Raw genomic sequence first — 25,099 nt, 5'->3', positions numbered from 1 at the left:
ACCCTCGGGGTTGCGGCTGTTCGGGCGCTCCGGGGCCGGCCAGGGGGTGCGTACCGCCGACGGCCGATGGCGGGGCGCGTCCGGGCGCCTACCGTCGACGCCATGACCACAGCGAGCACCCCGAACTCCCACCGAACCCCTGCCCGGCGCCGTTTCGGGCCCGCCGTCCACCGCCGGGCGCTCCTCGCCGCCGGCGCCGTCCTGGCCCTCGGCGCCGGACTGACCGCCTGCGACGGCGGTGTCGCGCTCTGCCTCGACGACGACAGCTGCGACGTCGTCGTCCGCACCGACGGCGCCGACGCCTTCAAGACCCTCCAGGTCTTCGGCGGCGACCGCACCGTGAAGATGACGGTCGGCCACATCACCGACAGCACGGTCGAGGTGGCGGTCGGCGACGAACGGAAGACCGTCGGCAAGGGCGCCGAGACCGCCGTCGGCACGGCGAAGGTCACCCTGCGCAAGGCGGACAAGGGCGACCGCTACGCCGAACTGCACGTCACCCACGGCTGACACCGCACGCCCGCACGCCCGCATGCCTGCCCGCCCGACGCCTCCCCGGCGCCCGCTCAGGCCGTACCGACCGGCCGGGGGTGCGGCTCAGTCAGAGGCGAGCCGGAACTCCAGGTTCCCGAACCGGACCTGGTCGCCTGGCCGGACCCGCACCCCGCCCGCGATCCGGCGCCCGTTCACGTGCGTGCCGTTGGTCGAGCCCAGGTCGTACAGCACCCAGCCGCCGCCCTCGCGCCGCAGTTCGGCGTGCCGTCGGGAGACCGAGGCGTCGTGCAGCCGCAGCCCCGAGCCGGGAAACCGACCGATCGTCAACTGCCCTGCCCCGGTCTCCGGCAGGCTCAGCCCGGGCAGCCGCTCGGTGCGCCAGGCCCGGCGCAGCCGGTCCCCGAACGCGGAGACCCGGCCGACCGTCCGCAGCAGGAAGCGCTCGACCGGGCTCCCGGTCGGCAGCCCGGTCATCGCCTCGTCCAACTCGCCCCGGCTGGTGGCGTGCAGGACGATCTCCATCCGGCCGAGGAAGGTGTCGTGCGACAGCCGTCCGCTGCCCGCTCCGTCCTTGAGCACCCCGAGCGCCTGGTCCCGTTCGGCGTCCGAGGGGCGGACCGCGCCGGAGGGCCGGACGGCGCCGGTGCGGAACTCAGGAGACGTCATGGCCCGATTGTCGGCTCGGCCGGCTCGGACTGTCCAGATCACGCCGGGTGCCGGCGCACGGTGAGTACGTCACTGCACTCCAGACGCCCGGTGCGCCACCGCGGTTCCGGGCGGCCGGGTGCCTGGGTGTCGGGGCGGGCAGAGCGAGGGTCAGGGGGTCAGGGGGTCAGCCTTTCCGGGCGGCCGCCAGGATCTTCTCGGTGGTGTGCAGGAACCGGGAGGTGACCGCACCTCGGTAGGCCTTGCCGAACAGTTCCCCGGTGACCCACTTGCCGTCCCGCAGGTGGACCACCACGTACGCGGCGCCCGGGTCGGCGCCGACCACCTCGTGGTCGCCCTTCGGCGAGAGACGGGGGACGGCGAGGTCGGCGGGCAGCGGCTCGGAGAGGAAGGCCACGACCAGCCGGACGTCGGGCGTCACTTCGACGCCCTTGAACGGCTCGGCGGCCAGCAGCGCGGCCACCTCGTCGACCGTCCGCAGCAGCGCGGGCACCGGGTAGCCGAGGGACCGCTCCAGGTGCTCCTCGATGCGCCGGGTGAGGGCGGCGCGGTCCGGCTCGTCGGTGGTGAAGAAGACGTTGCCGCTCTGGATGTAGGAGCGCACGCCCCCGAGCCCCAACTCGGCGAAGAGCGCCCGCAGCCGCTCCATCCGCACCGTCCGGCCGCCGACGTTGATCGCCCGCAGGAACGCGATGTACGTGGTCGTGGTGGTCACCCCGCCAGTCTGGCACCGGCCCCTGACACCCGGAGGTCGCCCCTGGCGCCCGGCGGTTGTCGGTGCCCGGTGCCAGACTGGCGCCATGGTCACCTGGCAGGATTTCGAGCAGCAGGCACCCGAGCTGGCCCCCCTCGTGCGGGCCCGGTTCGAAGCCGAGAAGCACCACGTCCTGGCGACGCTGCGCAAGGACGGTTCGCCCCGGGTGAGCGGTACGGAGGTCGGCTTCGTCGGCGCCGACCTGATGCTCGGGTCGATGTACGGCTCGGCCAAGGCGCGCGACCTCCAGCGGGACGCCCGCTTCGCGCTGCACGCCCACCCGGGGGACGAGACGATGGCCAGCGGGGACTCCAAGGTCTCCGGCCGCGCGGTCGAGATCACCGACGAGGCCGAACTGTCCGCCTACGCGGCCGATCTGCCCGAGCCGCCGCCGACCGCCTTCCACGCCTTCCGGCTGGACCTGGAGCAGGTGGTGCACACCGCCGTGGGGGAGGGCCACCTGTGGATCCTCAACTGGCACCCGGGCCGACCGGTGCAGCGGATCCAACTGCACTGACCGGCCCCGGACGCCTCGGACGCCTCGGACACGTCGGAGGCTCCGGACGCGGCGCTGCTACGGCAGGACGGACTTGACCGCCTCGGGGGTCCGGGCCACGACGGCGTGGCCGTCGTCCGCGGTGATGATCGGGCGCTGGATCAGGATCGGGTGCTCGGCCATCGCCGCGATCCAGCGATCCCGGTCCGCCGGCTCCCGGGTCCACTTCCGCATCCCCAGGTCCTTGGCGACCTGCTCGTCGATGCGGGTGATGTCCCACGGCTCCAGGCCCAGCCGCTCCAGTACCTGCTCCAGCTCGGCCGAGGTCGGCGGGTCCTCCAGGTAGCGCCGCACGGTGTACTCGGCCCCGACGGCCTCCAGCGCGCCGAGCGCCGACCGACACTTGCCGCAGCGCGGGTTGATCCAGATCTCCATACCGGCAACCCTACCGAGCCGCCCGCCGGCCGGGCGCCAACCCGCCCGGCCCGGCGCCCCCGCCGGACGCGCACCCGGGCCGACGCCGGGCGAGCCCCCGGCCCGGCCCGGTACCTCGGCCGGACGGGAACTCCGCTGCACCCTCCGGTGGTTCACGCACCAGGAACGTGGCCTCTGGGAGGGGAGCACCGGATGGACGGCGCGGCGATCATCGAGGAACTGCTGACCAGCGAGGGCCGGGCCGACCCGTACCCGCTGTACGCGCGGGCACATGCGCTGGGCGCGGCGGTGCCCGCCGGGCCGGACACCTTCCTGGTGGTCGGCCACACCGCGGCCGACAAGGTGCTGCGCACCCCCGCCTTCGCCGTCGCGACCGCCGACATGATGGCGGAGCTGACCCCGGAATTCGCCGAGCACCCGTCGATGGCGCTGTTCGGCCGCTCGATCCTGCAGCGCAACGCGCCCGACCACCCCCGGGTCCGCTCGCTGATCGCCTCGGTCTTCACCGCCCGCCGGGTGGCCGCGCTGCGCCCGGCGGTGGAGGCGGCGGTCGCCGGGCTGCTGGACGAGATGGCCGAGCAGGGCGCCGACGGCTCGCCGGTGGACTTCATGGACGCCTTCGCCTTCCGGCTGCCGGTCGGGGTGATCTGCGAACTGCTCGGCGTCCCCGAGCGGGACCGCTACCGCTTCCGCGACCTCGCCTCCGACCTCACCGTCGCCCTGGAGTTCATCGACGACCGCTCCGAGCTCACCAAGGCTGACCAGGCCGCCGACGAACTGGCCGGCTACTTCACCGAGCTGGCCGCCGAGCGCCTCGCCCGCCCGCAGGACGACCTGGTCACCGACCTGGCCCGGATCGCCGCCGACGACCCGGAGCGGCTGCCCGCCCGAGAGCTGCTGGCCAACCTGGTGCTGCTGCTGGTGGCCGGCTTCGAGACCACCACCAACCTGCTCGGCAACGGCCTGGCCCTGCTGTTCCGCCACCCGGAGGCGGCCGCCGGGCTGCGCAGCGGCGCGATCACCCCGGCAGGCTTCACCGACGAGGTGCTGCGCTTCGACTCCCCGGTCCAGCTCACCTCCCGGGTGGCGCTGGCCGAGGGGCTGGCCGTCGACGGGCTGCCCGTGCCGGTCGGCAACGTGGCGCTTCTGCTGCTCGGCGCGGCCAACCACGACCCGGCCCGGTACGACCGCCCGGAGGTGTTCGACCCGACCCGGCGGGACAGCCAGCCGCTGAGCTTCGGCGGCGGCCCGCACTACTGCCTGGGCGCCCAGCTGGCCCGGCTGGAGGCCGAGGTCGCGGTGCCCGCCCTGCTCGACCGCTTCCCCCGGCTGGCCCAAGGCGGCGTGCCGGTCCGGCGGGACCGCCTGGTCCTGCGCGGCTTCGAGACCCTGCCGGTGATCGTCCGCTGACGACCGTCTCGCCGCTGACCGCCCACCGACCCGCCCGCCCGCCCGTCGGCCGGGGCGGGGCGGGTTCCGTCACCGTCCGTCGACCGGCCCTGACGCCCCGCTTCCGGGCCCGGTCGGCCCCGGAAACCGGGACGTTCGGCCATTCGTGGCCGGGTCCTCCGTAGGAGAGCATGGAGGGACGAACCGGTCATACCGGACCGGTCGGGCAGGAGGACTCCACCGTGCCCGTAGCACCCCGCCCGGAGCATCCGGCGGCCGTGGAACCCCGGGCACCGCGCTGGGTGCCCTGGCTGCCGGTGCTCCTGCTGCTGCTCGACCTGGCCGCCGAGGCGATCGTCCCGGACGCGGTCGCGGCCGGCTTCCTGCTGACCGCGCTGCCCGTGGTGGCGGCGTTCAGCTACGGCCCGGCGCTGACCGCCACCACCACGGTCGGCGCCCTGGCGCTGCAACTGGTGCTGGCCGTGCGGGCGGGCCACATCAACGAGCAGCACCACGTCTGGGTCTACATCGCCACGCTGCTCTCCGGGGTGATGGGCACCGCCCTGTCCTGGCAGCGGACCCGGCAGAACCGCACCCTGCTGCACGCCCGTACCGTCGCCGAGACCCTGCAGCGCACCGTGCTGCGCCCGGTGCCCGAGCGGGCGGGCGGCCTGCGGGTGGCCGGCCTCTACCGCCCGGCCCAGGCCGAGGTCCTGGTCGGCGGGGACCTGTACGAGGTGTGCGACACCCGCTTCGGCGTCCGGGTGCTGCTCGGCGACGTCCGCGGCAAGGGCCTCGGCGCCGTCCGTACGGTGGCCGACGTGCTCGGCGCCTTCCGGGCGACCGCCCACGACACCCCCGACCTGGTCGACCTCGCCGACCAGCTGGACCGTGCCGTCCTGCGCGACGCCGCCGACCGGGGCGACGACGAGCTGTTCGTCACCGCCGTCCTGCTGCAGTACCGGCCGGGCTCCGACTGCGTGGAGATCGTCAACCGGGGCCACACCACCCCGCTGCTGCTCACCGAGCACACCATCACCCCGGTGTCCTGCGCGGACGAGCTCCCGCTCGGCCTCGCCCACCTCGGGCCCCCCGACGAGCGTGGCAAGCCGACCGCCGTCGCCCTGCCCCCGGGCCACACCGTCCTGCTCTACACCGACGGCGTGAGCGAGGCCCGCGACGCCACCGGCGCCTTCTACCCGCTGGCCCCCGCCTGGCCGCCCTCGGCACCACCTCGCCCGACCGGCTGGTCTCCTTCCTGGCCCAGGACGTCCACGAGTACGCCGGCCTGCTCGCCGACGACCTCGCCGTCCTGGCGCTCACCCCGGAGCGCCCGTAGGCCTTCCCCGGGTGAACTCCCGCAGCCCGAGCCCCCGGTTCCAGCCCTGCCCGCCCGCCCGCCCGCCCGCCTGCCTGCCGGACTGCCCGACTGCCGGACTGCCTGCCCGCCTGCCTCCGACAACGCGCCAGTGGCGCCGCTGGTGTCGGCGCCACTGGTGTCGGTCGGGTGTTCAGTTGCCCGTCGTCGGTGTCAGCTGTGTCGTCCGGGCCGGCGGTAGGCCATCGCGCACAGCGCCACACCGCCCAGGACGGCGAGGGCGCCGAGGGCTGCGATCAACGCGTCGGGCGCCGAGCTGCCGGTGTTGGGCAGCGTCCCGCCGCTCGCCGACGAACTCGCGCTGTGGGTCGGGCCGGCGGTCAGGGTCGTACTGCCGGACGGGGTCGCGGTCGGCGAGGGAGACGTCGACGCGGTCGGCGACGGCGTCGGCGACGGCGAGGACGTCGGCGACGGGGAGGAGGTCGGGGAAGGGGACGGCGACGGGGACGGTGACCCGGTGGGAGTGGTCGGCAGGATCACGCCCATGTCGAGGTCGAGGTCGCGCTGCCCTCCGCTGAGCGTGACGGTCTGGGTGATGCCGGTGGCCGGGTCGGCGTCCGAGTCCTTGGCCGGATCGGTGCCGACGCCCCGCTTGGTGACGGTGGCGCCGTCGGGCAGGGTGGACAGGTCGAACTGCACCGCGTAGCTGCCGTCGGGCAGGTGGTCGAAGAGGTAGTGGCCGTTCTGGTCGGTCACCGTGGTGACCGGCTTGCCGTTCTTGTCGCGGACGGGCTGGCCGTTGCCATCGAGCAGCTTCACGGTGACGCCGGCGATGCCCGGGTCGCCGGGCTTCTGGATGCCGGAGCCGTCCACGTCCTGCCAGACGAAGTCGCCGAGCGCGTTGTCGGAGGGCTTGGTCTGCTTGACGGCGACGCCGACCTTGGCCGGCTCGGCGGGCAGCAGCTGGCGGCCGCCGGCGTCGGTGGCGGTGAAGGCGAAGCTGTTCCAGGCGTACTCCCCGTCGGGGGCGTCCACCGAGGCGACCATGGGCCAGGTCAGGGTGAAGGCCTCGCCGGAGGCCAGGCTGCCGGGGCGGCGGACCCGGAACCAGGTGGCCGTTCCCGGGCCGGGGAAGGTGCTGCTCCAGGTAGCGCCGGCGTTGCAGCCGGTCCGGTTGACCAGGGCGGCGTCGACGCACGGGTTGGGGTCGGTGGTGTACTCGATCCCCACGGTCGGGTCGCTGGTGGTGATCGGCTGGCTCAGCGACGGGGTCCAGGCGCTGCCGCGCGGAGCGTCCTGGGTGAGGACGTAGTTGTCGCCCGGGGTGGGGAGCCTGTCGTAGGCGATGAAGTCGGTGACCGGGTCGGGGGAGTCGTTGCGGACGGTCATCCGGTAGGAGATCCGGCCGCCGGGGGTGGCGCTGCCGATGCTGACGTAGTCGGCGTCCAGGTCGCCCATGACCTCCTTGTACGAGCGCAGCACGCTCGGCACGTCCACCTGGATCCGGGAGGAGTCGTGGCACATGAGCTCGGAGGTGTCGCCGTTGCCGTTGAGGTCCAGCAGGTCCGGGACACCGCTGTCGGAGCCGGAGAACATGCAGGCGACCGGCGCGGTCGGCCGGTCGACGGTCACGTAGATGTCGTTGGTCAGCTCGCCGGAGCGGATGCTGCTGGCGACCTGGACGTCGAAGAGCATCCGGTAGGCCAGCGCGTCGTGCAGGTACATCATGTCGGGCGCGCCGGGCGGCCATTCCATCCGGACGATCTGGCGGCCGTCCGGGCCGGGGGTGACGGTGATCGACTGGGGGGCCTTGGCATCCGGGTAGGCCGGGTCGGGCCGGGCCGAGCCCTCGACGTAGACGACACCGGCCGGGAGCACGTCGTACAGCACGAGCGGGCGGGTCAGGTCGCGACCGCTGCGGTTGTACGGGATCACCTGGAAGGTCGCCATGCCGCCGGGCGCGGAGAGCTCGCCGGCGACGGTGGTCTTGGCCGCGCCGAGGTTGGTGGCGGCGGTGACGGTGGTCGAGGCGCAGGCGTTGGCGGCGGAGGTGCTGGTGCCGTCGCCGGCGGTGGTGTCCAGACAGTTGGTCAGCGGGCTGGGGGCCGGGCGCCCGTCGTGGCCGGGGGTGACGACCTGGGCGATCACCTGCACCGAGTTGCCCGGGCTCCAACCGGTCGGGATGGGGCCGTCCCAGGTGAACCTGAGGCCGTCGAGCCAGCGGCCGGCCGGGATGCCCAGCTCGTCGCGGGCCGGGTCGCCGGCGCCCTGGACGAAGGTGATCCGGCGGGTGCTGGAGCCGTCCAGCGGGCTGGACGGGCTGAAGGTCAGCCAGGTCGGGTCGCCGTCGAGGCGGTACTGCAGGGTGAGCCCGATGCTGGTCGGGTTCCACGGCTCCAGCTGGAGGGACTGCGGGAAGAGCCAGTTGTACAGGCCGTCGGTGGTGCCGGCGCCGGGGTCGGTCATGGTCAGGCTGGTGGCCGGGCCGGAGGTGTTGGTGGCCGACAGGCTGAAGGAGTTGATGTCACCGGAGGTGACGCCGTCGCGCCACACCTTGCTGGCGGTCACCGTCACACCGGTGGCCGGGGGCCGGAACTGGCCGGTGGTGGTGCCGGCGGTGTCGAGCTTGCGTTCGGCGTCCGGCCCGATCGGGTCGCCGTACAGGTCCACGGTGTTGTCGGAGGTCGTCCCGTCCGGGAAGTCGGCCTCCGGGTAGTTGACGACCAGCACGCCCGGCAGCCGGCAGCCGCCGCGGCCGTTGCCGGAGCGGAACTCCCCGATGTCGTAGCCCCAGGTGTTGGGGCCGGGCGCGACCTGGCTCCAGCCGGGCGAGCGGCCGGTGTCCACCACGGCGCCGGGCGGCAGGGTGTCCAGCAGCCGGCTGGTGTCCAGGTCGACGTTGGGCACCAGGTCGGTGGCGCAGGCGCTGAACTGGTAGGTGACGGTGCGCCCGTCGCCGCTGGAGGTCTGGATGCCCTTGGTCACCGTGTACTGCGGCTGCACCTGGGCCTTGGTGTCGGCGGAGGCGGTCTGGCTGGGCTCACCGGTGGCCGTCATGGTGGCCGAGTTGGTGGAGGCCGCCCCGTCGGGGGTGGTGAAGTTCGGGTACTTCATCGTCACCGTGATGGTGGCGGTGGTGCCCGGACTGAGGTCCTTGAGCCTGATGTCCATGGCGCCGCCCATCGCCCCCGCGGCGGGCACGGTGGAGGCGGCCTGGTCCACCGACGAGGGGTCGGGCGTCCAGCCGACGAACTGCATGTTCGACGGCAGGGTGTCGGTGATCCGCCCGTTGGTGCACTCGGTGATGGAGCAGGTGTACCGGAGGGTGTAGGTGACGTTCTCCCCCGGGGAGGCGGTCGCCTTGTCGACGGTTTTGGTGAAAGAGATCGCGGCCTGGGCCGGCGGCGCCAGCACGCTGCTGCCGAGCAGCGAACCGGCCAGCAGGGCCAGCACCGAGGCGATCCGCCCGGTCCGGAAGTGAATGCGCATCTGGGAAGTTCATCCGACCGCCCGACCGTCCTTCCCCCGACGCAACGCACACCCCCCCACTTCCACCCGATCGGCCGCACCCGCCGACAGGGCCCCGCCGCGCCCGAGAAGAGTGCGACGGGGCCCTGAACAGGCTCCATGCCCGCACCGGCAACCGCGATTTAGAGGTCGTAGTGCAGCTCGAAAATGCCTCTGACCTGCGCAAATGATGGTCGCATGGAAGATCATTTCACAGCCAGTGCACACGCGGGGGCTTCAACGGATGAGATGAGTCGAGAAGTGCGGAGCAGTGACGAGGGATCGCGTTGGCTGGTCGCTGCAGGGCGCTACGCAGTGCTACCGAACTTCGAACCGGCTCGTATGCGCCGTCCACATTGCTCGCGTCATCCAGTGCCTCTGTGTTGAGGGGAAACGCCGGAATGCCGACCTCCCGAGGGTGTCAACCGGGGGAGGTCGGCATCGGCGTTCTTGCCGCGGCGACCAGCGGCTCTGCTCGGTCCTGCTCGGTCCTACTCGGTCCGCAGCGCGGTGGCGGTCCGCGACCGGGCCGCCCAGCCGGCCGGCAGCAGTGCCCCGAGCAGGGCGATCACGATCCCGCCAGCCAGCAGGGGGATGAGCAGCCCGGCGGTGTAGGTGTGGGTCACGCTCGGCGGCAGGTGTCGGCCGATCGCGTTCCCCATCGGGTTCAGCGTCGCCTTCTCCACCGCGACCCCGAGCGGGACCCCGATCAGCCCGGCGATCAGGCCGGTGAGTGTCACCGAGGTCAGGACCATCGCGATGGTCTGCTTGGGTGTCATCCCGAGGGCCTTGAGGATCCCCAGGTCATGGACCCGCTCCCGGGTGTCCTGCACCACCATGCTCAGCACCCCGAGCGCGGCGACCGCGATCATCATCAGCGTGAGCGTGGCCACCAGGGCGCTCATGGTGAGCACCACGATGTTTTTGCCCGAGCTCGAGTTCGACTGGACCGAGGCGTTCAGCGGGGTCAGCGCGGCGGCGGCCGAGGTGGACCAGTCCGATCCGTTGACGTTGTCGGTCAGCTCGACGTTGAACTGGTCGATGTGCGGGGGCAGACCGGCGGCGGTGAAGGTGGCCGCATCCGTCATGACGGTGTAGTCGCCCTGGTTGGTGTCGAAGTTGATGCCGACGACCTTCAGCGGCAGTTGCTTGTTCTGCTGCGTCACGGTGACGTCGTCACCGACGTGGATCCCCGCCGTCGTGGCCAGCTTGTCGCCGACCACGGCCTCGCCGGGCGCCGAGTACCAGCGGCCGGACACCAGCTCCAGGTGCGTCCAGGAGAAGTCGCCGGTGACCGTGAACACCTTCGGCGGTTCGCCGCCGGGCGGAGCGCCGACCATGGCCGCGCCGCTTTCGCCCCAGCCGAACGCGGCCTTCGTGCCCGGGATTCCGGCGAGCGCGGCGGCCACCTTGGCGGCGTCCAGGTGCGGGGTGCGCGGGTCGTTGGGGCCGTAGAGACCCCAGGGCACGCCCACGTCGGCTGTGGGTATCGCGATCTCCGACGCGACGTTGAAGCCTGAGGTGCTGGCGTCCAGGTACTTGTTGAACCCGGTCCCCAGCCCCACCGCGAACGTGGCACTCACCACGCCGAACAGCACCGCCGTACCGACCAGGACGGCCCGGGCCGGCCGGGCGAACGGCTGGGCCAGCCCCAGCGACATGGCCCGGGGCAGCGGCAGCCGCGAGGCCAGACGCTGCGCCGCCTGACCGCCCCCGGCCTTGGGGGCGCGGCCGACCACCAGGGCCCGCACCGTCGACATCCGGCCGGCTCGCAGTGCCGGGATCAAAGCTGTGACGCCGACGGTCAGCAGGGTGCCCAGCGATACCACGGCGCTGACCCACAACGGAATCGTGGTACGGGCCGCGCCGAGCTGCTTGGTGGCCCCGTCCAGGATCGGCACAGCCAGGAGGTTGCCGAAAACCGTGCCGAGCACCACGCCGAGTGTCGCCGGGATCATGGCCTGCGCGGTGTAGGCGCGGGCCACCTGCGAAGGGGTGAAGCCCAACGACTTCAGAATCCCGATGCGCCGGATTCCCGAGGCCACAGCCCCGCTGACCACGATCGAGATGATCAGCACCGACATGAACAGCCCGAGGATCCCGAAGCCGATCAGGAACGGCACGTAGGCCTTGGCGTTGCCGGTCGTCTGCTGCTCCGTGGTCAGGTACGACTGTCCGCCCTCGACCGCACCGGCCGGCGCGGCGGCGGCCACCGCCTGCTTGTCGGTGGCGATGTCGGTGGCGGTCCCGGCCTCGGCGAACCGGTAGAGCATCTGCTCGTCGGACTTGGCACCGGCGGCGGTGAGCCGCGCGAAACCGTCGGCGGTGGCGAAGGCGGTCGCGCTGTCGGTCACCGAGCCGCCGAAGCCGACGACCTTGAACGACGGCTTGCCCGGCAGGGAGGAGAACACCACTGAACTGCCGAAGCAGTCGGTGGCATAGTGCTGCCACGGCAGGGCGATCTCGTCCGGGCTCGTCGGCCAGCGCCCCTGGGTCAGCGCCAGTTGGTCCATCCCGGAGGTGCTGCCCAGGTCGGGCCGGGTGGTGACGGTGATCGGATGGTTGTCAGTACCGGCGAAATCGTTCTTGGGGCAGTCCGTGCCGATGGTTGTGTCCAGGGCGGCGGCGACCGGGTACGGCCCGGCCGCCTCGGTGACGCCGGCGGCGTGCGCGGTGGCGGCGGCCTGCGCGGCCGTGACCTTCGAACTGTCGAACTGGACCGCCAGGTGCGCCCCGTTCCGGGCACTGAAAGCGTGCTCGAACGGGGCCTGCACGACAGTCAGCAGACCGAGGGAGAGTACTGAGGACGTCACCGCGGCGAACGTGGTCAGGGCCATGACGATGGACTGGACCCGACGGCGGCCCACGCCGGAACGTACGACCTTGCCCAGGGCGCTCACCGGACCGCTCCCGCCGAGCTGTTGACGGTGGCGCCGCCGGCGGTGTTGACCACGTCCCGCTCGACCGCGCCGTCCACCAACTCGATCGTGCGGCGCGCGGTGCTCGCGGCCAACTGCACGTCGTGGGTGACCAGCAGGATGGTCTGGCCATCGCTGTTCAGCTCCAGCAGCAGCTGGCGCACGTCCTCGGCCGAGCTCGAGTCCAGGGCGCCGGTCGGCTCATCGGCCAGCAGCAGCGCCGGCTCGTTCATCAGGGCCCTGGCCATCGCCACCCGCTGCCGTTGCCCGCCGGACAGCCGCTGCGGATAGGCATTGACATGCCGGTCGATGTCCAGCGAGCCGAGCAGCTCGACGGCCCGCCGCTGCGCTTCGCGCTTGCCCATCCCGGCCAGCTGTGCCGGAACCATGATGTTGTCCAATACGGTCAGGTCGTCCAGCAGGTTGAAGAACTGGAAGATCATGCCGATGGAGGCCCGGCGGTACTTCGCCGAACCGGCCTCGCCGAGCTGGTCGACGCGGGTGCCGTCGACGGTCACGGTGCCACTGGAAGGCTTGTCCAGACCCGCGATCAGGTTCAGCAGCGTGGACTTGCCACTGCCGGAATGGCCGAGGATCGCCACGCACTCACCAGCCGCCACGGACAAGGTGACGCCGGCCAGTGCGGGCGGGCCGTCGTCGTACTTCTTCGTCGCGTCGCGGAGGTCGATCATCGGTGCATTCGTCATGACCATGAACCTAGGAACGGACCACGATCCACCGCGTCGGCCGGCGGATGTCACCTCTTCCCAGGTCATCGGCCCGGGGGCGTATCCGGCGTACATCCCCGGGGCGACGCGCAGAGCCGATGCCACTGAATACGATCTCCGTATGGAACAGCTTCTCCAGCGTCTCTCGGCATCGAAGCGCGTGACCTGGCTGACGTCACAGGCCGTGGTACTCGCCACTGCCTGCTTGTACGCGCTGATGCTCCCCTTGACGATGCCGACCCCTGAGAACGGCCTGTTCCGGTTCCCCGACCTCGAGCCCGCCCAGATGATCGGTCTGTACATCGTGCTCGCCCTGCCGGTTCTGCTGGTGCGCCGCCTGCCGGCGGCGGTCTTCGCGGCGGTCCTGGGCGAAACAGTCCTCGGCGACGCCTTCGGCGCGCGGCCCTCGATCGTGTTCGTCCTGCTCGTCGGCTTGGGCGGGTACCTCGCCGTCCGGCGGCCGAAGGCTGCCGCCGTCGGCTCCGTCGCGGGCGTCGCGGCCGCGCTCGTCAACGACATCCACACCCGCGAGCAGTCCGTCAGCGACGCGGTCCAGTGGGCCGGGGGGTTCGCGTTGTGGTTCGCGGTCGCGTGGGTCTTCGGGGGCGTGTATCGCAAACGCCGTGAATACCTCGAAGCCCTGCAGGAGCAGACCGCGGCCCGCGTCGTCTTGGCCGAGCGGCTGCGGATCGCCCGCGAGCTGCACGACAGCGTCGCGCACAGCATCGGGATCATCACGGTGCTGTCGGGAGCGGCGGCGCGGGTCGTGGAGACCAAGCCCGAGCAGACGCGGCAGGCGCTGACCGGCATCGAGACCACCAGCCGGGAGACGCTGCTGGAGCTGCAGCGCATGCTCGGGGCGCTCCGCCGCGCCGAGCCGGATGACGCCATGCCGCAGGCCGCTCCGCTGGCGCCGGCCAGCAGCCTGGCCGACGTCCCGCAGCTCGCCGAACGCACGGCCGGCGCCGGGGTGCGGGTCCATGTGACCTGGCGGGGCGAGCGGCGTCCACTGCCGCCGGAGATCGAACTGTCGGCGTTCCGGATCGTCCAGGAGTCGGTGACGAACGTGGTGCGGCATTCCGGTGCGCGGACGTGCCGGGTCGCGGTCGGTTACGAGCCGGAAGGGGTGACGATCGAGGTGGTGGACGACGGGGACGACGGTCTCGGCGGGCCGGGCCGTCCGAGGTTCACGGCGGGGGCCGGCGGCAGCGGCTTCGGCCTGCTCGGCATGCGCGAGCGGGTGACGTTGCTGTCCGGCCAGTTCAGCGCGGGCCGGCGTTCGGAGGGCGGATTCCGGGTGGCTGCGAGGCTCCCGGCATGAGCGTGCGGGTGCTGCTGGTAGACGACCAGCCGCTGATGCTGGTCGGGCTCGGGATCCTGATCGGCGACACCGACGACCTGGAGGTGGTCGGCCAGGCCGGCGACGGCCGCGAGGCGGTGCGCCTGGTGCGTGAACTGCGGCCGGACGTCGTGGTGATGGACATCCGGATGCCGGATATGGACGGGATCGAGGCGACCCGGCAGGCGACCGCCGAACCGGACCCGCCCAAGGTCTTGGTGCTGACGACCTTCGACGACGACGAGTACGTCTACGGCGCACTGCGCGCCGGGGCCAGCGGATTCCTGCTCAAGAGCATGGCCCTGGACGCGATCCTGGGAGCGATCCGCGTGGTGGCCGCGGGCGACGCGCTGATCGCACCGAGCGTGACCCGACGGCTGATCGCGGACTTCGCCGGGACGTCCCGCCCCGCGGCCCCCGAACCGGACGTCGAGCCCGCTGCGGACCCACGTCTCCTCGCGGGGATCACCGACCGGGAGCGTGAGGTGCTGGCACTGGTCGGACAGGGACTGTCGAACACTGAGATAGCCGAGCGGCTGGTGATCAGCGCGGCGACCGCGAAGACGCATGTCGCGCGCCTGTTCGCCAAGCTCGAAGCCCGGGACCGCGTCCACCTGGCGATCGTCGCCTTCGAAGCCGGACTCATGCCGCGTAGACGGTCCGGACTCATGCCGCGTAGACGGTAGGGACAGGATCAGAAGAACGAGGCGGCGCTGCCCGAGCCGCCGGCACTACACAGAACTCCTGCGGAGATCGAACCCAGTGCACTCTCATTCCACATCGCGAGCCCCAGGGGTGTCGCAGCCGACCCCTCTCCAGGCGTTTCCGCAGGTCAGAACCTTGTCTGACCTGCGGAAACGATGAGAGGTCGAACTGCGTTTCCGCAGGTCGGAGGCGCCCCTACAGGTCGTAGTACAGCTCGAACTCGTGGGGGTGGGGGCGGAGGGCGATGGGGGCGATCTCGTTGGTGCGCTTGAAGTCGATCCAGGTCTCGATCAGGTCCGGGGTGAAGACGTTGCCGGCGAGCAGGTACTCGTGGTCGGCTTCCAGGGCGTCGAGGACGGCCGGGAGGGAGGCGGGTACCTGCGGGACGTTGGCGTGCTCCTCGGGGGCGAGCTCGTAGAGGTCCTTGTCGACCGGCTCCAGCGGCTCGATCTTGTTGCGGATGCCGTCGAGGCCGGCCATCAGCATGGCGGCGAAGGCCAGGTACGGGTTGGAGGAGGGGTCGGGCGCGCGGAACTCGATGCGCTTGGCCTTGGCGTTGGAGCCGGTGATCGGGATGCGGATCGCGGCGGAGCGGTTGCGCTGGGAGTAGACGAGGTTGACCGGCGCCTCGAAGCCCGGGACCAGGCGGTGGTAGGAGTTCACCGACGGGTTGGTGAAGGCCAGCAGCGAGGGGGCGTGCCGGAGCAGGCCGCCGATGTAGTAGCGGGCGGTGTCGGAGAGGCCGGCGTAGCCCTGCTCGTCGTAGAAGAGCGGCGAGCCCTCGGTCCACAGCGACTGGTGGACGTGCATGCCCGAGCCGTTGTCGCCGAAGATCGGCTTGGGCATGAAGGTGGCCGTCTTGCCGTTGCGCCAGGCGACGTTCTTGATGATGTATTTGAACAGCATCAGGTCGTCGGCGGCGTGCAGCAGGGTGTTGAACTTGTAGTTGATCTCGGCCTGGCCGGCCGTGCCGACCTCGTGGTGCTGGCGCTCGACTTCGAGGCCGGACTTGGCCAGTTCGAGCGACATCTCGGCCCGCAGGTCGGCGAAGTGGTCCACCGGCGGGGTGGGGAAGTAGCCGCCCTTGTACTTGACCTTGTAGCCGCGGACGTCGCCCTCGGCGGCGCCGGAGTTCCAGGCGCCGGCCTCCGAGTCGATGTGGTAGAAGGACGCGTTGGCGCTGGTCTCGAAGCGGACCGAGTCGAAGACGTAGAACTCGGCCTCGGGCCCGAAGAACGCGGTGTCGGCGATGCCGGAGGAGGCGAGGTAGGCCTCGGCCTTCTTGGCGACGTTGCGCGGGTCGCGGCTGTAGGCCTCGCCGGTGACCGGGTCCTGGATGAAGAAGTTGATGTTGAGGTGCTTCTCGACCCGGAAGGGGTCGAGCCGAGCCGTGGCGAGGTCCGGGACCAGGGCCATGTCGGACTCGTGGATGGCCTGGAAGCCGCGGATCGACGAGCCGTCGAACATCAGGATCTCGGACGGGTCGAAGGTCGCCGCAGGTACGGAGAAGTGCTGCATGACGCCAGGCAGATCGCAGAAGCGGACATCGACGAACTTCACGTCGTTGTCCTGAATGAACTGCTTCACTTCGGCGGCGTTGTTGAACATCCATCCTCCTCGGCGTGCGAATGGGGCTCACCCTAGGAACGGGCCGTTTCCGGCCGGTGACCCGGTCGTTTCATAAATGTTAACCACGCCCGCCGATCGGGTGGCAAAGATGTACGGGACGGGGCAAAACGCACCGCCGTCAGGCTCGGCTCTCCACAAGTGGTCTGGACCACTTGGAAAGCTCCGGCGGCACGATTCACCCGCCCGTGGCGTTCGGGGGAGCCGGTGGCGGCGCGGACGGGTCGCCCGGTTAGTGTGGATTCGTGGACACCAGAGAAGCGTTGGGATCGTGGATCGACGGCCCGAAGGCGGCCGCCGAGAAGATGGGAGCCGACTTCGGCTTCCGCGGCGAGCGCCTCGGCCTGCCCAAGGAGGGCCCCGGCTCGATCGCGGGCCCGGGCCGCCGGATCGGCGCCCTGTTCGTGGACGGCTGGCTGGTCGCCCTGATCGCCTACGGGCTGATCGGCAAGGGCAGCCCGGCCGAGGCGAACCTGTGGACCTGCCCGCTCTACTTCCTGGTCGCGGCGGTGCTGCTCGCCACCACCGGGACGACCGTCGGCAAGCGGCTGTTCGGCCTCCGGGTGATCCGTCTGGACGGCGGCCGCGCGACCATCCCGCAGGTGCTGCTGCGCACCCTGCTGCTCTGCCTGGTGGTGCCGCCGCTGGTCTGGGACCGCGACACCCGCGGTCTGCACGACAAGGCGGTCGGCACCGTCGAGGTCCGGATCTAGTCCGGATCTAGTCCGGATCTGCGAGGTCCGGATCCAGTCCGGAACCCAGCCTGGATCCAGGGCCGGACGGCCTTGCCGCACAACACTGAACGGCCCCGCTGCGGGATCTCCGCGGCGGGGCCGTTCAGTGTTGTGGTCGGGGGAGCGTCAGCGGGCCTGGCCGCCCTTGGGCATCCGGGCACCCTTGGGCATCGGGCCCTTGGGGATCGGCGCCTTGGAGAGCAGGTCGCCCAGGGCGCGCAGACGGTCGTTGGTCTCGGTGACCTGGGACGCGGTGATGGCGCGGGGCAGTCGCATCAGGTGGATCTGCAGCTTCTTGAGCGGGATCTCGCCCTCGCCGGTACCCACCACGATGTCGTGCACCGGCACGTCGCCGACGACCCGGGCCATCTTCTTCTTCTCGGAGGCCAGCAGCTGGCGCACCCGGTTCGGGTTGCCTTCGCCGATCAGCGCGATTCCGGCCCGGCCCACCGCGCGGTAGACCGCGTCCTGGTTGCGGGTGACCGCGACCGGGGTGGAGTTGGAGCTCCAGCCGCGTCGGATGTTGTTCAGCACCGCCGCAACGGCGCCCGGCTGCCCCTCCATCTGTCCGAACGCCGCGCGCTCGGCCCGGCGCCCGAAGACGATCGCCATGGCCAGGAAGGCCACGATGAAGCCCAGGATGCCCAGGTAGATCGGGTGGTCGATTGCGAAGCCGATGGCGAGGAACACGCCGAAGGTCAGCAGGCCGACGCCGGCGATGATCAGGCCGATCTTGGTGTCGACCTTCTTGGTCATGGTGTAAGCCAGGCGGATCTGCTTCAGTCGCCCGGGGTTCTCGGATGTTTCCCTCGCCATAACGCTCATGGTACGTGGCACGGGTACGGGATATCCAAGCCCGGGTACCCGTTCGCCTCGATCCGTGACTCGTGTGCCCTGTGCCGTCGCACACAGCGACCGTCGGCCGCGGCGAACGGCCCCGGCGCGGCCGCGTCGAGAACGTCACCGTCGAGAACCGCTGAGAACCATCGAGAACCGCTGAGAACTGCTGAGAACCGTCGAGGACGTCACCGTCGTGGCGGTGACGTCGTCGCCGCCCGCGCGTCGTGTCGGCGGTCCGCCGCGTACCGGCGGTTCTCGCAGACCGCCGCCCAGGCGTTGCGCCGGGCCTGCTGCTGGCCACCCGCCAGCAGGACGCTCTCGGCGAGCCGCAGCGCGACCCCCACCGACCGGATGCGCATCCGCATGCCGAACAGCTCCCCTCGTGGCTGAGAAGAATCGAACGATCGCAACGAGTCCATCGTCACCATCCCGTGTTACCAGGCGGTGACCAGGCAGTCAAAGTGCGGTGAAACCGAAAGGGCGGAGCCGAGGCTCCGCCCTTCGCTCGCGCACCGGATGGCTCAAAAGCACCGGATCAGCAGGATCATCAGAATCTGCCGGCTCAATCAGCCCAGCCGACCCAGCCGACCCGGCCGGATCAACCGGATCAGACCGCGGCCTGCGCGCGCCGCTCCAGCGCCTGCCGGTACAGCCGCCCGGCCCGGTAGGAGGAGCGCACCAGCGGGCCCGACATGACCCCGGCGAAGCCCAGCTCCTCGGCCTCCTGCTGGAGCTCGACGAACTCGTGCGGCTTGACCCAGCGCTCCACCGGGTGGTGGCGCAGCGAGGGGCGCAGGTACTGGGTGATGGTGATCAGCTCGCAGCCGGCGCCGACCAGGTCGGCCAGCGCCTGGCTGACCTCCTCGCGGGTCTCGCCCATGCCGAGGATCAGGTTGGACTTGGTCACCAGCCCGGCCGCGCGGGCCTGGGTGATGACGTCGAGCGAGCGCTCGTAGCGGAAGGCCGGGCGGATCCGCTTGAAGATCCGCGGCACCGTCTCGACGTTGTGCGCGAGCACCTCGGGGCGGGAGGAGAAGACCTCGGCCAGCTGCTCGGGCACCGCGTTGAAGTCGGGGATCAGCAGCTCGACGCCGGTGCGGCCGCTCTCGCGGTCGGCGGTCAGCGCGTGCACCTGGCGCACGGTCTCGGCGTACAGCCAGGCGCCGCCGTCCGGCAGGTCGTCGCGGGCGACGCCGGTGATGGTGGCGTAGTTGAGGTCCATCGTGACGATGGACTCGGCGACCCGGCGCGGCTCGTCCCGGTCGAACTCGGCGGGCTTGCCGGTGTCGATCTGGCAGAAGTCGCAGCGGCGGGTGCACTGGTCGCCGCCGATGAGGAAGGTCGCCTCGCGGTCCTCCCAGCACTCGAAGATGTTGGGGCAGCCGGCTTCCTGGCAGACGGTGTGCAGCCCCTCCTTCTTCACCAGCGACTGGAGGGCGTTGTACTCCGGCCCCATCTTCGCGCGGGTCTTGATCCACTCGGGCTTCCGCTCGATGGGGGTCTCGCTGTTGCGGACCTCCAGGCGGAGCAGCTTCCTGCCGTCGGGCGCGACAGCGGACACGTGCGACTCCTAGAACTAGACGGGGTACCCCCAGGGTACGCCTGTGGTTGTAAGGCCTTCGCGCGGCCTGTTGCCCCGCAATCGCAGGGCAACAGCGCTACTGGCCGGTAGATTCCCGGGGGGCAATCCGGAGTGGGGCCCGGGGAAGAGCCCGGGCGAGGACCCGGGCCCGGGTCAGCGGGTGAGCGCGGGTTCGGGCAGCTCGGCGAACACGTCCGCCAGGTGCCGCTCGACCACCGGCAGCGCCTCGCCGACGGTGAAGTCGCGCCCCAGCTCGCCGGCGAGCGAGGCGACGCCGGCGTCCCGGATGCCGCACGGCACGATCCGGTCGAACCAGGTCATGTCGGGGTCGCAGTTGAGCGCGAAGCCGTGCATGGTGACCCCGCGGGCGACCCGGACGCCGATCGCGGCGAGCTTGCGGTCGTCGCCGCGCTGGCCGGCGTTGGACGGCGCGTACTCGGGGCCGGCCAGCCGCGGGTCGATGCCCAGCGGCAGGCCCATCCGCAGGGTCAGCTTGCCGATGTCCACCACCTGCGCCGGGTCCACCACGGCGTCCGGGATGGAATCGCCCAGCACCCAGACGCCGCTGCGGCCCTCGACCCGGGTGGTGCCGACGCCGAACCCGGCGCAGGCGCGGATCAGCGCCTCCTCCAGCCGGCGGACGTAGGCGACCACGTCGATCGGGTCGGGCAGCTTGACGATGGGGTAGCCGACCAGCTGGCCGGGGCCGTGCCAGGTGATCTCCCCGCCGCGGTTGACCTCGACCACCGGGGTGCCGTCGAGCGGCAGGTCGGCGGGGTTGGTGCGCTTGCCCATCGTGTAGACGGGCTGGTGCTCCAGCAGCAGCACGGTGTCGGGGATCTCGTCCGCGACCCGCAGCGCGTGCAGGCGCTGCTGCTCCTCCCAGGCCTCCTGGTAGGCGATGGCGCCCTCGCCTGTCCCCATTCGAACGAAACGCACGTTCTCGCTCACCGCTGCCGCTCCTTGCCAGGCGTTCGAGACCAACCTCGCCACTGTACGCCCACGCCCGTGCGGGCGGTTCAGCCGCCCGTACGGCCCGTACGCACGGCTGAACCGCCCGCACGGGCGGCCCGTAGGGACCGCGCCCGCAAGGACCCGTTCAGCCCCCCGCCAGCAGTTGCAGCCGCAGCGCCAGCTGGAGTTCGAGCGAGCGCTCGGGGTGGTTCCAGTCCGGGCCGAGCAGCGCCTCGACCCGGTCCAGCCGCTGGACGACGGTGTTCACGTGGACGTGCAGTTCGTCCTTGGCGCGGGTGAGGCTGCCGCCGCAGTCGAAGTAGGCGCGCAGGGTGCGGACCAGTTCGGTGCCGCGGCGGGTGTCGTAGGCGAGCAGCGGGCCGAGCGCCGAGCCGACGAAGCCGTCCACGTCGTGCCCGTCGCCGAGCAGCACCCCGAGGAAGCCCAGCGCGCGGGCCGAGGCGCCCTCCCCGGCGCGGCCGAGCACCCGCAGCGCCCGGACGCAGCGCAGGCCCTCGGCGTACGAGGCGGCCAGCGCGGGCGGGCCGGCGGCCGGGCGGCCGGCGCCCACGGTGACGGGGAACCCGGCCAGCCGGGCCAGCCGCTCGGCGGCCTGCCGTGCGGCCTCCTCCGGGTCGCCGGCCTCCGGCACCAGCAGCACCACCGCCTCGCCGTGCTCGGCGCTGACGCCCCGGGAGCCGAACAGGTACCGCCGGGCGGCGCCAGCCAGCCGGCCGCGGTCGGGGACGGGGGGTCCGGCGGGTTCGGCCGGTTCGGCGACCAGGACCAGGTGCGGGCGGGCGAGGTCGACGCCGAGCCGGCGGCCGCGCGCGGTGAGCCCGGCCGGATCGCGGTCGGGGGCGGTGAGCAGGTCGGTGAGCAGTTCGCCGCGGACCCTGTTCTCGGTCTCGGCCACCGAGCGGCGCAGCAGCAGGAGCAGCGCGGTCACCACGCTGGCCCGTTCGAACAGCCGCCGGTCGGCGTCGTCGAGGCCGGGGCGTCCGCGCAGCACCAGGGTGCCGAGCGCGTCGTGCCCGGCGAGCACCGCGCATACCCACAGCTCGCCGTGCCGGACGGACCGCCCCTCGGCCCGGGACGCGGCGACCGCCTCCGCCAGTTCGCCGGCGGGTGCGGACCGCCCGGCCAGCGGCTCGCCCTCGGCGTCGAGGACGGCTATCTCGCCGCCCAGCAGGGTCGCGACGGCGGCGGCGACGTCCGGCACCTCGGCGCCGCGCAGCACCAGGTCGGTGAGCCGGTCGTGCGCCTGCTCGGCGCGCTGGACGGCGGCCGAGTGGGCGCGGACCAGTTCGTTGGCGCTGTTCAGTTCGGCGAGCGCGGCCCGGGTGTCGGCCAGCGACTTGGCGGTGTCCAGGGCGATCGCGGCGTGCGCGGCCAGCGTGCACAGCAGCGCCACCTCGTCGGGGGAGAAGGCGCGGGGCGAGCGGTCGGCGGCGAACAGCACCCCGATGACCTCGCCGCCGAGCAGCAGCGGCACCCCGATGATCGCCACCAGGCCCTCGTCGAGCACGCCCGCGTCGATCGTGCCGGTGTGGTGGAACCGTTCGTCGGTGCGGTAGTCGGGGGTGGCGTACGGGCGGGCGGTCTGCGCGACCAGGCCGCCCAGGCCGTGGCCGAGGCTGAGCCGCAGGGTCTGGAACAGGACGGAGACCGAGCCGTCGGTGACCCGCATGTAGGTGTCGCCCGCGGCCTCGTCCGGCAGGGTCAGGTACGCGGTGTCGGTGCCGAGCAGCATCCGGGCGCGGCGGACGATCGCCTGGAGCACGGTGTCCAGCTCCCGGGAGGCGGCGAGGTCCCCGGCGGTGTCGAACAGGGCGGTCAACTCGGCTTCCCGGCGCCGGTGTTGACGCAGCGTGCGGTGCACCCGCAGGGCCTGCCAGGTGGCGTCGTCGATCTCGGCGAGGACGGCGGCCGGCGCCCCGCGGCGGCGGGCGTCGGCCAGCACGTCGGCGAAGTCCTCGGTGGCGGCGCCGGAGGCGAGCAGGTCGAGCAGCCGCCGCAGCGCGGGCGCGGCGCTTTCGTGAGGGTGGTTCATGGTGCGTGCCGCCAATCGGCGTCGGGTCCGGCGGAAGCGCGATCGTAGCGGCTCGGCCGTCAGGCGGTGGCGGGCTTGGCCGCCACGGCGGCGCCCTCCGCCTCCACCGCCGCCTCGACGTCCGCCAGGTCGCTGCCCCTGGTCTCCCGCCCGCACAGCACCGCCAGCACGGTGATCGCCGCCGCGATCGCCACGTACACCGAGATCGGGGTGGCGTTGCCGTAGTCCTTGAGCAGTGCGGTCGCGATCAGCGGCGCGGGCGCGCCGGCGGCCACCGAGGCGAACTGGGCCCCGATCGAGGCGCCCGAGTACCGCATCCGGGTGGCGAACAGCTCGGAGAAGAACGCCGCCTGCGGTGCGTACATCGCGCTGTGGAAGACCAGTCCGACCGTCACCGCGACCACCAGCTGTCCGAACGACCTGGTGTCCACCAGCCCGAAGAAGACGAACGCCCAGATGCCCACCCCGACCGCGCCCACCAGGTACACCGGTTTGCGTCCGACCCGGTCGGACAGCGCTCCGAACAGCGGGATCAGCGCGAACTGGATCGCCGAGCCGATCAGTACGGCGTTCAGCGCGGTCTGCTTGGAGAAGTGCGCGTGGGTGACGGCGTACGTCAGCACAAACGTGGTCATCACGTAGTACGAGATGTTCTCCGCCATCCGTGCGCCCATCGCCACCAGAACCTCCCGCCAGTGGTTGCGCAACACCGCCACCAGCGGCGGCTGTTCGACGGTCTTCCGCTGCTGCTGGGCCGCCAGCGCCTGCTTGAACAGCGGCGACTCGTCCACCGCGAGCCGGATCCACAGCCCGACCCCGACCAGCACCGCCGACAGCAGGAACGGCACCCGCCACCCCCACGACAGGAACGCGTCCTCCGACAGCACCGCCGTCAGCAGCGACAGCACCCCCGCCGCCAGCAGGTTCCCGGCCGGCGCCCCGCCCTGCGGCCACGACGCCCAGAACCCGCGCCGCCGCTGGTCCCCGTGCTCCGACACCAGCAGCACGGCCCCGCCCCACTCCCCGCCGAGCGCGAAGCCCTGCACCAGGCGCAGCACCGTCAACAGCACCGGCGCCGCCGCCCCGATGGAGCTGTAGGTGGGCAGCACCCCGATCAGCGTGGTCGACCCGCCCATCAGCAGCAGGCTGACGACGAGCAGCTTCTTCCGCCCGACCCGGTCCCCGAAGTGCCCGAACACCAGCGCCCCGACCGGCCGCGCGGCGAACCCGATCGCGTAGGTGAGGAAGGACAGCAGCGTCCCCGTCAGCGGATCGGTGTTCGGGAAGAACAGCTTGTTGAACACCAGCGCGGCCGCTGTTCCGTACAAGAAGTAGTCGTACCACTCGATGGTGGTCCCGATGAGACTGGCGGCCACGACCCGAGGGAGTGAGCGGGTGGCTGCCGTGGCTGGTGCGGAGGCGTTCATGGTCACCACTTCCGGGCCGGGGGGAGGACGTCGCCCCGAGAGGCGTCGCCCCGAGGAATGTCGTCACAAGGGGCGCCGCCCCAAGGGACGTCGCCACAAGGTAGGGAGGCGCGTTCCCCGGGACTATGTGGGCCGCCCACATAGTCCCGGGGGTCGGCCTGGGGAGGGCGGCCAGGTGCCGCCGCTCAGTGCGCCGTCCAGCCGCCGTCGACGGGGAGGCTGGCGCCGGTGATGTAGGAGGCGGGCGGAGAGCAGAGCCAGAGGGCGAGTTGGGCGATCTCCTCGGGTTCGATGAGACGCTTGACGGCCGTGCGTTCGAGCATGATCTGCTCGACGACCTCGTCCTCGCGGATGCCGTGGGCGAGCGCCTGGCTCGCGATCTGCTTCTCCACCAGGGGAGTTCGGACGTAGCCCGGGTTGATGCAGTTGCTGGTGACGCCGTAGGGGGCACCCTCCAGGGCGACGGTCTTGCTGAGGCCCTCCAACGCGTGCTTGGCGGTGACGTAGGCGGACTTGAAGGCGCTGGCCCGCAGACCGTGGACGGAGGAGATGTTGACCACCCGGCCCCACTCCCGCTCGTACATGTGCGGGAGAGTGCGGCGCAGGATGCGGAACGGCGCCTCGACCATGACGCGTTGGATGAGGGTGAAGCGGTCGGGCGGGAACTCGTGGACGGGCGCGACGTGTTGGAGGCCGGCGTTGTTGACCACGATGTCGGCGTCGGCCGGCAGGGCCTCCACGGCCTCGGGGTCGGCGAGGTCCGCGACGACGGCGCGGCCGCCGATCCGCTCGGCGAGCTCCCGGGCCGGACCGGCCGCGAGATCGACGACGTAGACCCGGGCGCCGGCCCCGGCGAAGGCCTCGGCACAGGCCCGGCCGATGCCCGAGGCGGCCCCGGTGACCAGGGCCGTCCGGCCGTCGAGCGGGCGGGCTGTAGTGGTGTCCATGGCCGAGAACGCTAGGAAACCCGGGGGCCCGGCTCCCATGTGGTGGTCCACCACAGCATCCCGGTGGGCTGTGGTGTTCACCGCCATGATGGTCGATCGACGGTTCGACCGCGAAAGGCCAAACCCGCGCCGCCCGCGCTTCCCCACAATGGGCGCGATTGCTTCACCCGTTCGGAGGATTGCTCG

General features: G+C 71.9%; 21 protein-coding genes. 7 read left to right on the top strand and 14 right to left on the bottom strand.

The genetic code is table 11. The features are described from left to right. Positions 1 to 102 precede the first annotated feature (102 nt). Positions 103 to 510, top strand: a complete 408-nt coding sequence (locus A6F73_RS09150) for a hypothetical protein (RefSeq protein ID WP_063347334.1) — start codon at positions 103 to 105, stop codon at positions 508 to 510. Between the two features lie 87 nt (positions 511 to 597). Here A6F73_RS09150 and A6F73_RS09145 read toward each other — a convergent pair whose 3' ends face one another. Next, on the bottom strand, positions 598 to 1,161 hold the full coding sequence (locus tag A6F73_RS09145; protein WP_063347333.1) for a DUF1707 and FHA domain-containing protein: 564 nt from the start codon (positions 1,159 to 1,161) through the stop codon (positions 598 to 600). 166 nt (positions 1,162 to 1,327) lie between these two features. Continuing rightward, positions 1,328 to 1,876, bottom strand: a complete 549-nt coding sequence (locus tag A6F73_RS09140; protein WP_244293337.1) for a DUF1697 domain-containing protein — start codon at positions 1,874 to 1,876, stop codon at positions 1,328 to 1,330. Positions 1,877 to 1,961: 85 nt separating this feature from the next. Between A6F73_RS09140 and A6F73_RS09135 the strand changes: the two genes are divergently transcribed. Then, a complete protein-coding gene (locus tag A6F73_RS09135; RefSeq protein WP_063347332.1) occupies positions 1,962 to 2,432 on the top strand; it encodes a pyridoxamine 5'-phosphate oxidase family protein in 471 nt (156 codons plus the stop codon). A 57-nt stretch (positions 2,433 to 2,489) separates the two neighbouring features. Here A6F73_RS09135 and A6F73_RS09130 read toward each other — a convergent pair whose 3' ends face one another. Continuing rightward, entirely contained in the window at positions 2,490 to 2,846 is a 357-nt protein-coding gene (locus A6F73_RS09130) for an arsenate reductase family protein (RefSeq protein WP_063347331.1), read from the bottom strand. A 192-nt stretch (positions 2,847 to 3,038) separates the two neighbouring features. On the opposite strand from A6F73_RS09130, the gene A6F73_RS09125 reads away from it, so the two are divergent. Further along, positions 3,039 to 4,256, top strand: coding sequence for a cytochrome P450 (locus A6F73_RS09125; RefSeq protein ID WP_063347330.1), 1,218 nt, complete (start codon positions 3,039 to 3,041; stop codon positions 4,254 to 4,256). A 221-nt stretch (positions 4,257 to 4,477) separates the two neighbouring features. Then, positions 4,478 to 5,794 carry a PP2C family protein-serine/threonine phosphatase gene (locus A6F73_RS09120; protein ID WP_159398407.1) on the top strand — a complete coding sequence of 439 codons (1,317 nt, stop codon included), beginning with the start codon at positions 4,478 to 4,480 and terminating at the stop codon, positions 5,792 to 5,794. Here A6F73_RS09120 and A6F73_RS09115 read toward each other — a convergent pair. The 3 genes from A6F73_RS09115 to A6F73_RS09105 form a co-directional block, all read right to left on the bottom strand. Beyond that, positions 5,767 to 9,042, bottom strand: a complete 3,276-nt coding sequence (locus A6F73_RS09115) for an SdrD B-like domain-containing protein (RefSeq protein ID WP_063347328.1) — start codon at positions 9,040 to 9,042, stop codon at positions 5,767 to 5,769. The genes A6F73_RS09120 and A6F73_RS09115 overlap by 28 nt on opposite strands. A gap of 509 nt (positions 9,043 to 9,551) precedes the next feature. After that, positions 9,552 to 11,897: an FtsX-like permease family protein gene (locus tag A6F73_RS09110; protein WP_208869066.1), complete on the bottom strand. Its 2,346-nt coding sequence runs from the start codon at positions 11,895 to 11,897 to the stop codon at positions 9,552 to 9,554. A 59-nt stretch (positions 11,898 to 11,956) separates the two neighbouring features. Then, positions 11,957 to 12,670, bottom strand: coding sequence for an ABC transporter ATP-binding protein (locus A6F73_RS09105; protein WP_244293336.1), 714 nt, complete (start codon positions 12,668 to 12,670; stop codon positions 11,957 to 11,959). A 157-nt stretch (positions 12,671 to 12,827) separates the two neighbouring features. Here A6F73_RS09105 and A6F73_RS09100 point away from each other — a divergent pair, with 157 nt between their 5' ends. Beyond that, the gene (locus tag A6F73_RS09100) at positions 12,828 to 14,027 is read left to right on the top strand and encodes a sensor histidine kinase (RefSeq protein WP_208869065.1); all 1,200 of its coding nucleotides are present in this window, start codon (positions 12,828 to 12,830) and stop codon (positions 14,025 to 14,027) included. Then, complete coding sequence (locus A6F73_RS09095) at positions 14,024 to 14,731, top strand: response regulator transcription factor (protein ID WP_063347324.1); 708 nt, start codon at positions 14,024 to 14,026, stop codon at positions 14,729 to 14,731. Before A6F73_RS09100 ends, A6F73_RS09095 begins: the two co-directional genes overlap by 4 nt. A 214-nt stretch (positions 14,732 to 14,945) precedes the next feature. Here A6F73_RS09095 and glnA read toward each other — a convergent pair whose 3' ends face one another. Then, positions 14,946 to 16,358 (bottom strand): type I glutamate--ammonia ligase, encoded by a 1,413-nt coding sequence (gene glnA, locus A6F73_RS09090; protein WP_063347323.1) that lies wholly within the window; start codon positions 16,356 to 16,358, stop codon positions 14,946 to 14,948. Positions 16,359 to 16,621: 263 nt separating this feature from the next. Here glnA and A6F73_RS09085 point away from each other — a divergent pair, with 263 nt between their 5' ends. Next, on the top strand, positions 16,622 to 17,089 hold the full coding sequence (locus A6F73_RS09085) for an RDD family protein (protein ID WP_063347322.1): 468 nt from the start codon (positions 16,622 to 16,624) through the stop codon (positions 17,087 to 17,089). A 147-nt stretch (positions 17,090 to 17,236) separates the two neighbouring features. On the opposite strand, the gene A6F73_RS09080 is transcribed toward A6F73_RS09085, so the two are convergent. The 7 genes from A6F73_RS09080 to A6F73_RS09050 all read right to left on the bottom strand — a co-directional run bounded on the left by A6F73_RS09080 (position 17,237) and on the right by A6F73_RS09050 (position 24,913). Beyond that, positions 17,237 to 17,926, bottom strand: a complete 690-nt coding sequence (locus tag A6F73_RS09080) for a DUF4191 domain-containing protein (RefSeq protein WP_063347321.1) — start codon at positions 17,924 to 17,926, stop codon at positions 17,237 to 17,239. 209 nt (positions 17,927 to 18,135) lie between these two features. Next, complete coding sequence (locus A6F73_RS09075; RefSeq protein WP_063351061.1) at positions 18,136 to 18,315, bottom strand: hypothetical protein; 180 nt, start codon at positions 18,313 to 18,315, stop codon at positions 18,136 to 18,138. A 242-nt stretch (positions 18,316 to 18,557) separates the two neighbouring features. Beyond that, the gene (gene lipA / locus A6F73_RS09070) at positions 18,558 to 19,511 is read right to left on the bottom strand and encodes a lipoyl synthase (protein ID WP_063347320.1); all 954 of its coding nucleotides are present in this window, start codon (positions 19,509 to 19,511) and stop codon (positions 18,558 to 18,560) included. Between the two features lie 174 nt (positions 19,512 to 19,685). Then, on the bottom strand, positions 19,686 to 20,483 hold the full coding sequence (gene lipB / locus A6F73_RS09065; RefSeq protein WP_279634888.1) for a lipoyl(octanoyl) transferase LipB: 798 nt from the start codon (positions 20,481 to 20,483) through the stop codon (positions 19,686 to 19,688). A 148-nt stretch (positions 20,484 to 20,631) separates the two neighbouring features. Then, positions 20,632 to 22,539 carry a GAF domain-containing protein gene (locus A6F73_RS09060; protein WP_063347318.1) on the bottom strand — a complete coding sequence of 636 codons (1,908 nt, stop codon included), beginning with the start codon at positions 22,537 to 22,539 and terminating at the stop codon, positions 20,632 to 20,634. A gap of 59 nt (positions 22,540 to 22,598) precedes the next feature. Further along, positions 22,599 to 23,966 (bottom strand): MFS transporter, encoded by a 1,368-nt coding sequence (locus A6F73_RS09055; protein ID WP_063347317.1) that lies wholly within the window; start codon positions 23,964 to 23,966, stop codon positions 22,599 to 22,601. A 185-nt stretch (positions 23,967 to 24,151) separates the two neighbouring features. After that, complete coding sequence (locus tag A6F73_RS09050; protein ID WP_063347316.1) at positions 24,152 to 24,913, bottom strand: 3-hydroxybutyrate dehydrogenase; 762 nt, start codon at positions 24,911 to 24,913, stop codon at positions 24,152 to 24,154. Positions 24,914 to 25,099 lie beyond the last annotated feature (186 nt).

The sequence above is a fragment of the Streptomyces sp. MJM8645 genome, assembly GCF_001625365.1.
Taxonomy (GTDB): Bacteria; Actinomycetota; Actinomycetes; order Streptomycetales; family Streptomycetaceae; genus Kitasatospora.
Note: the sequence above shows the minus strand (reverse complement) of the source record. Positions and strands in the feature narration are given on the sequence as shown.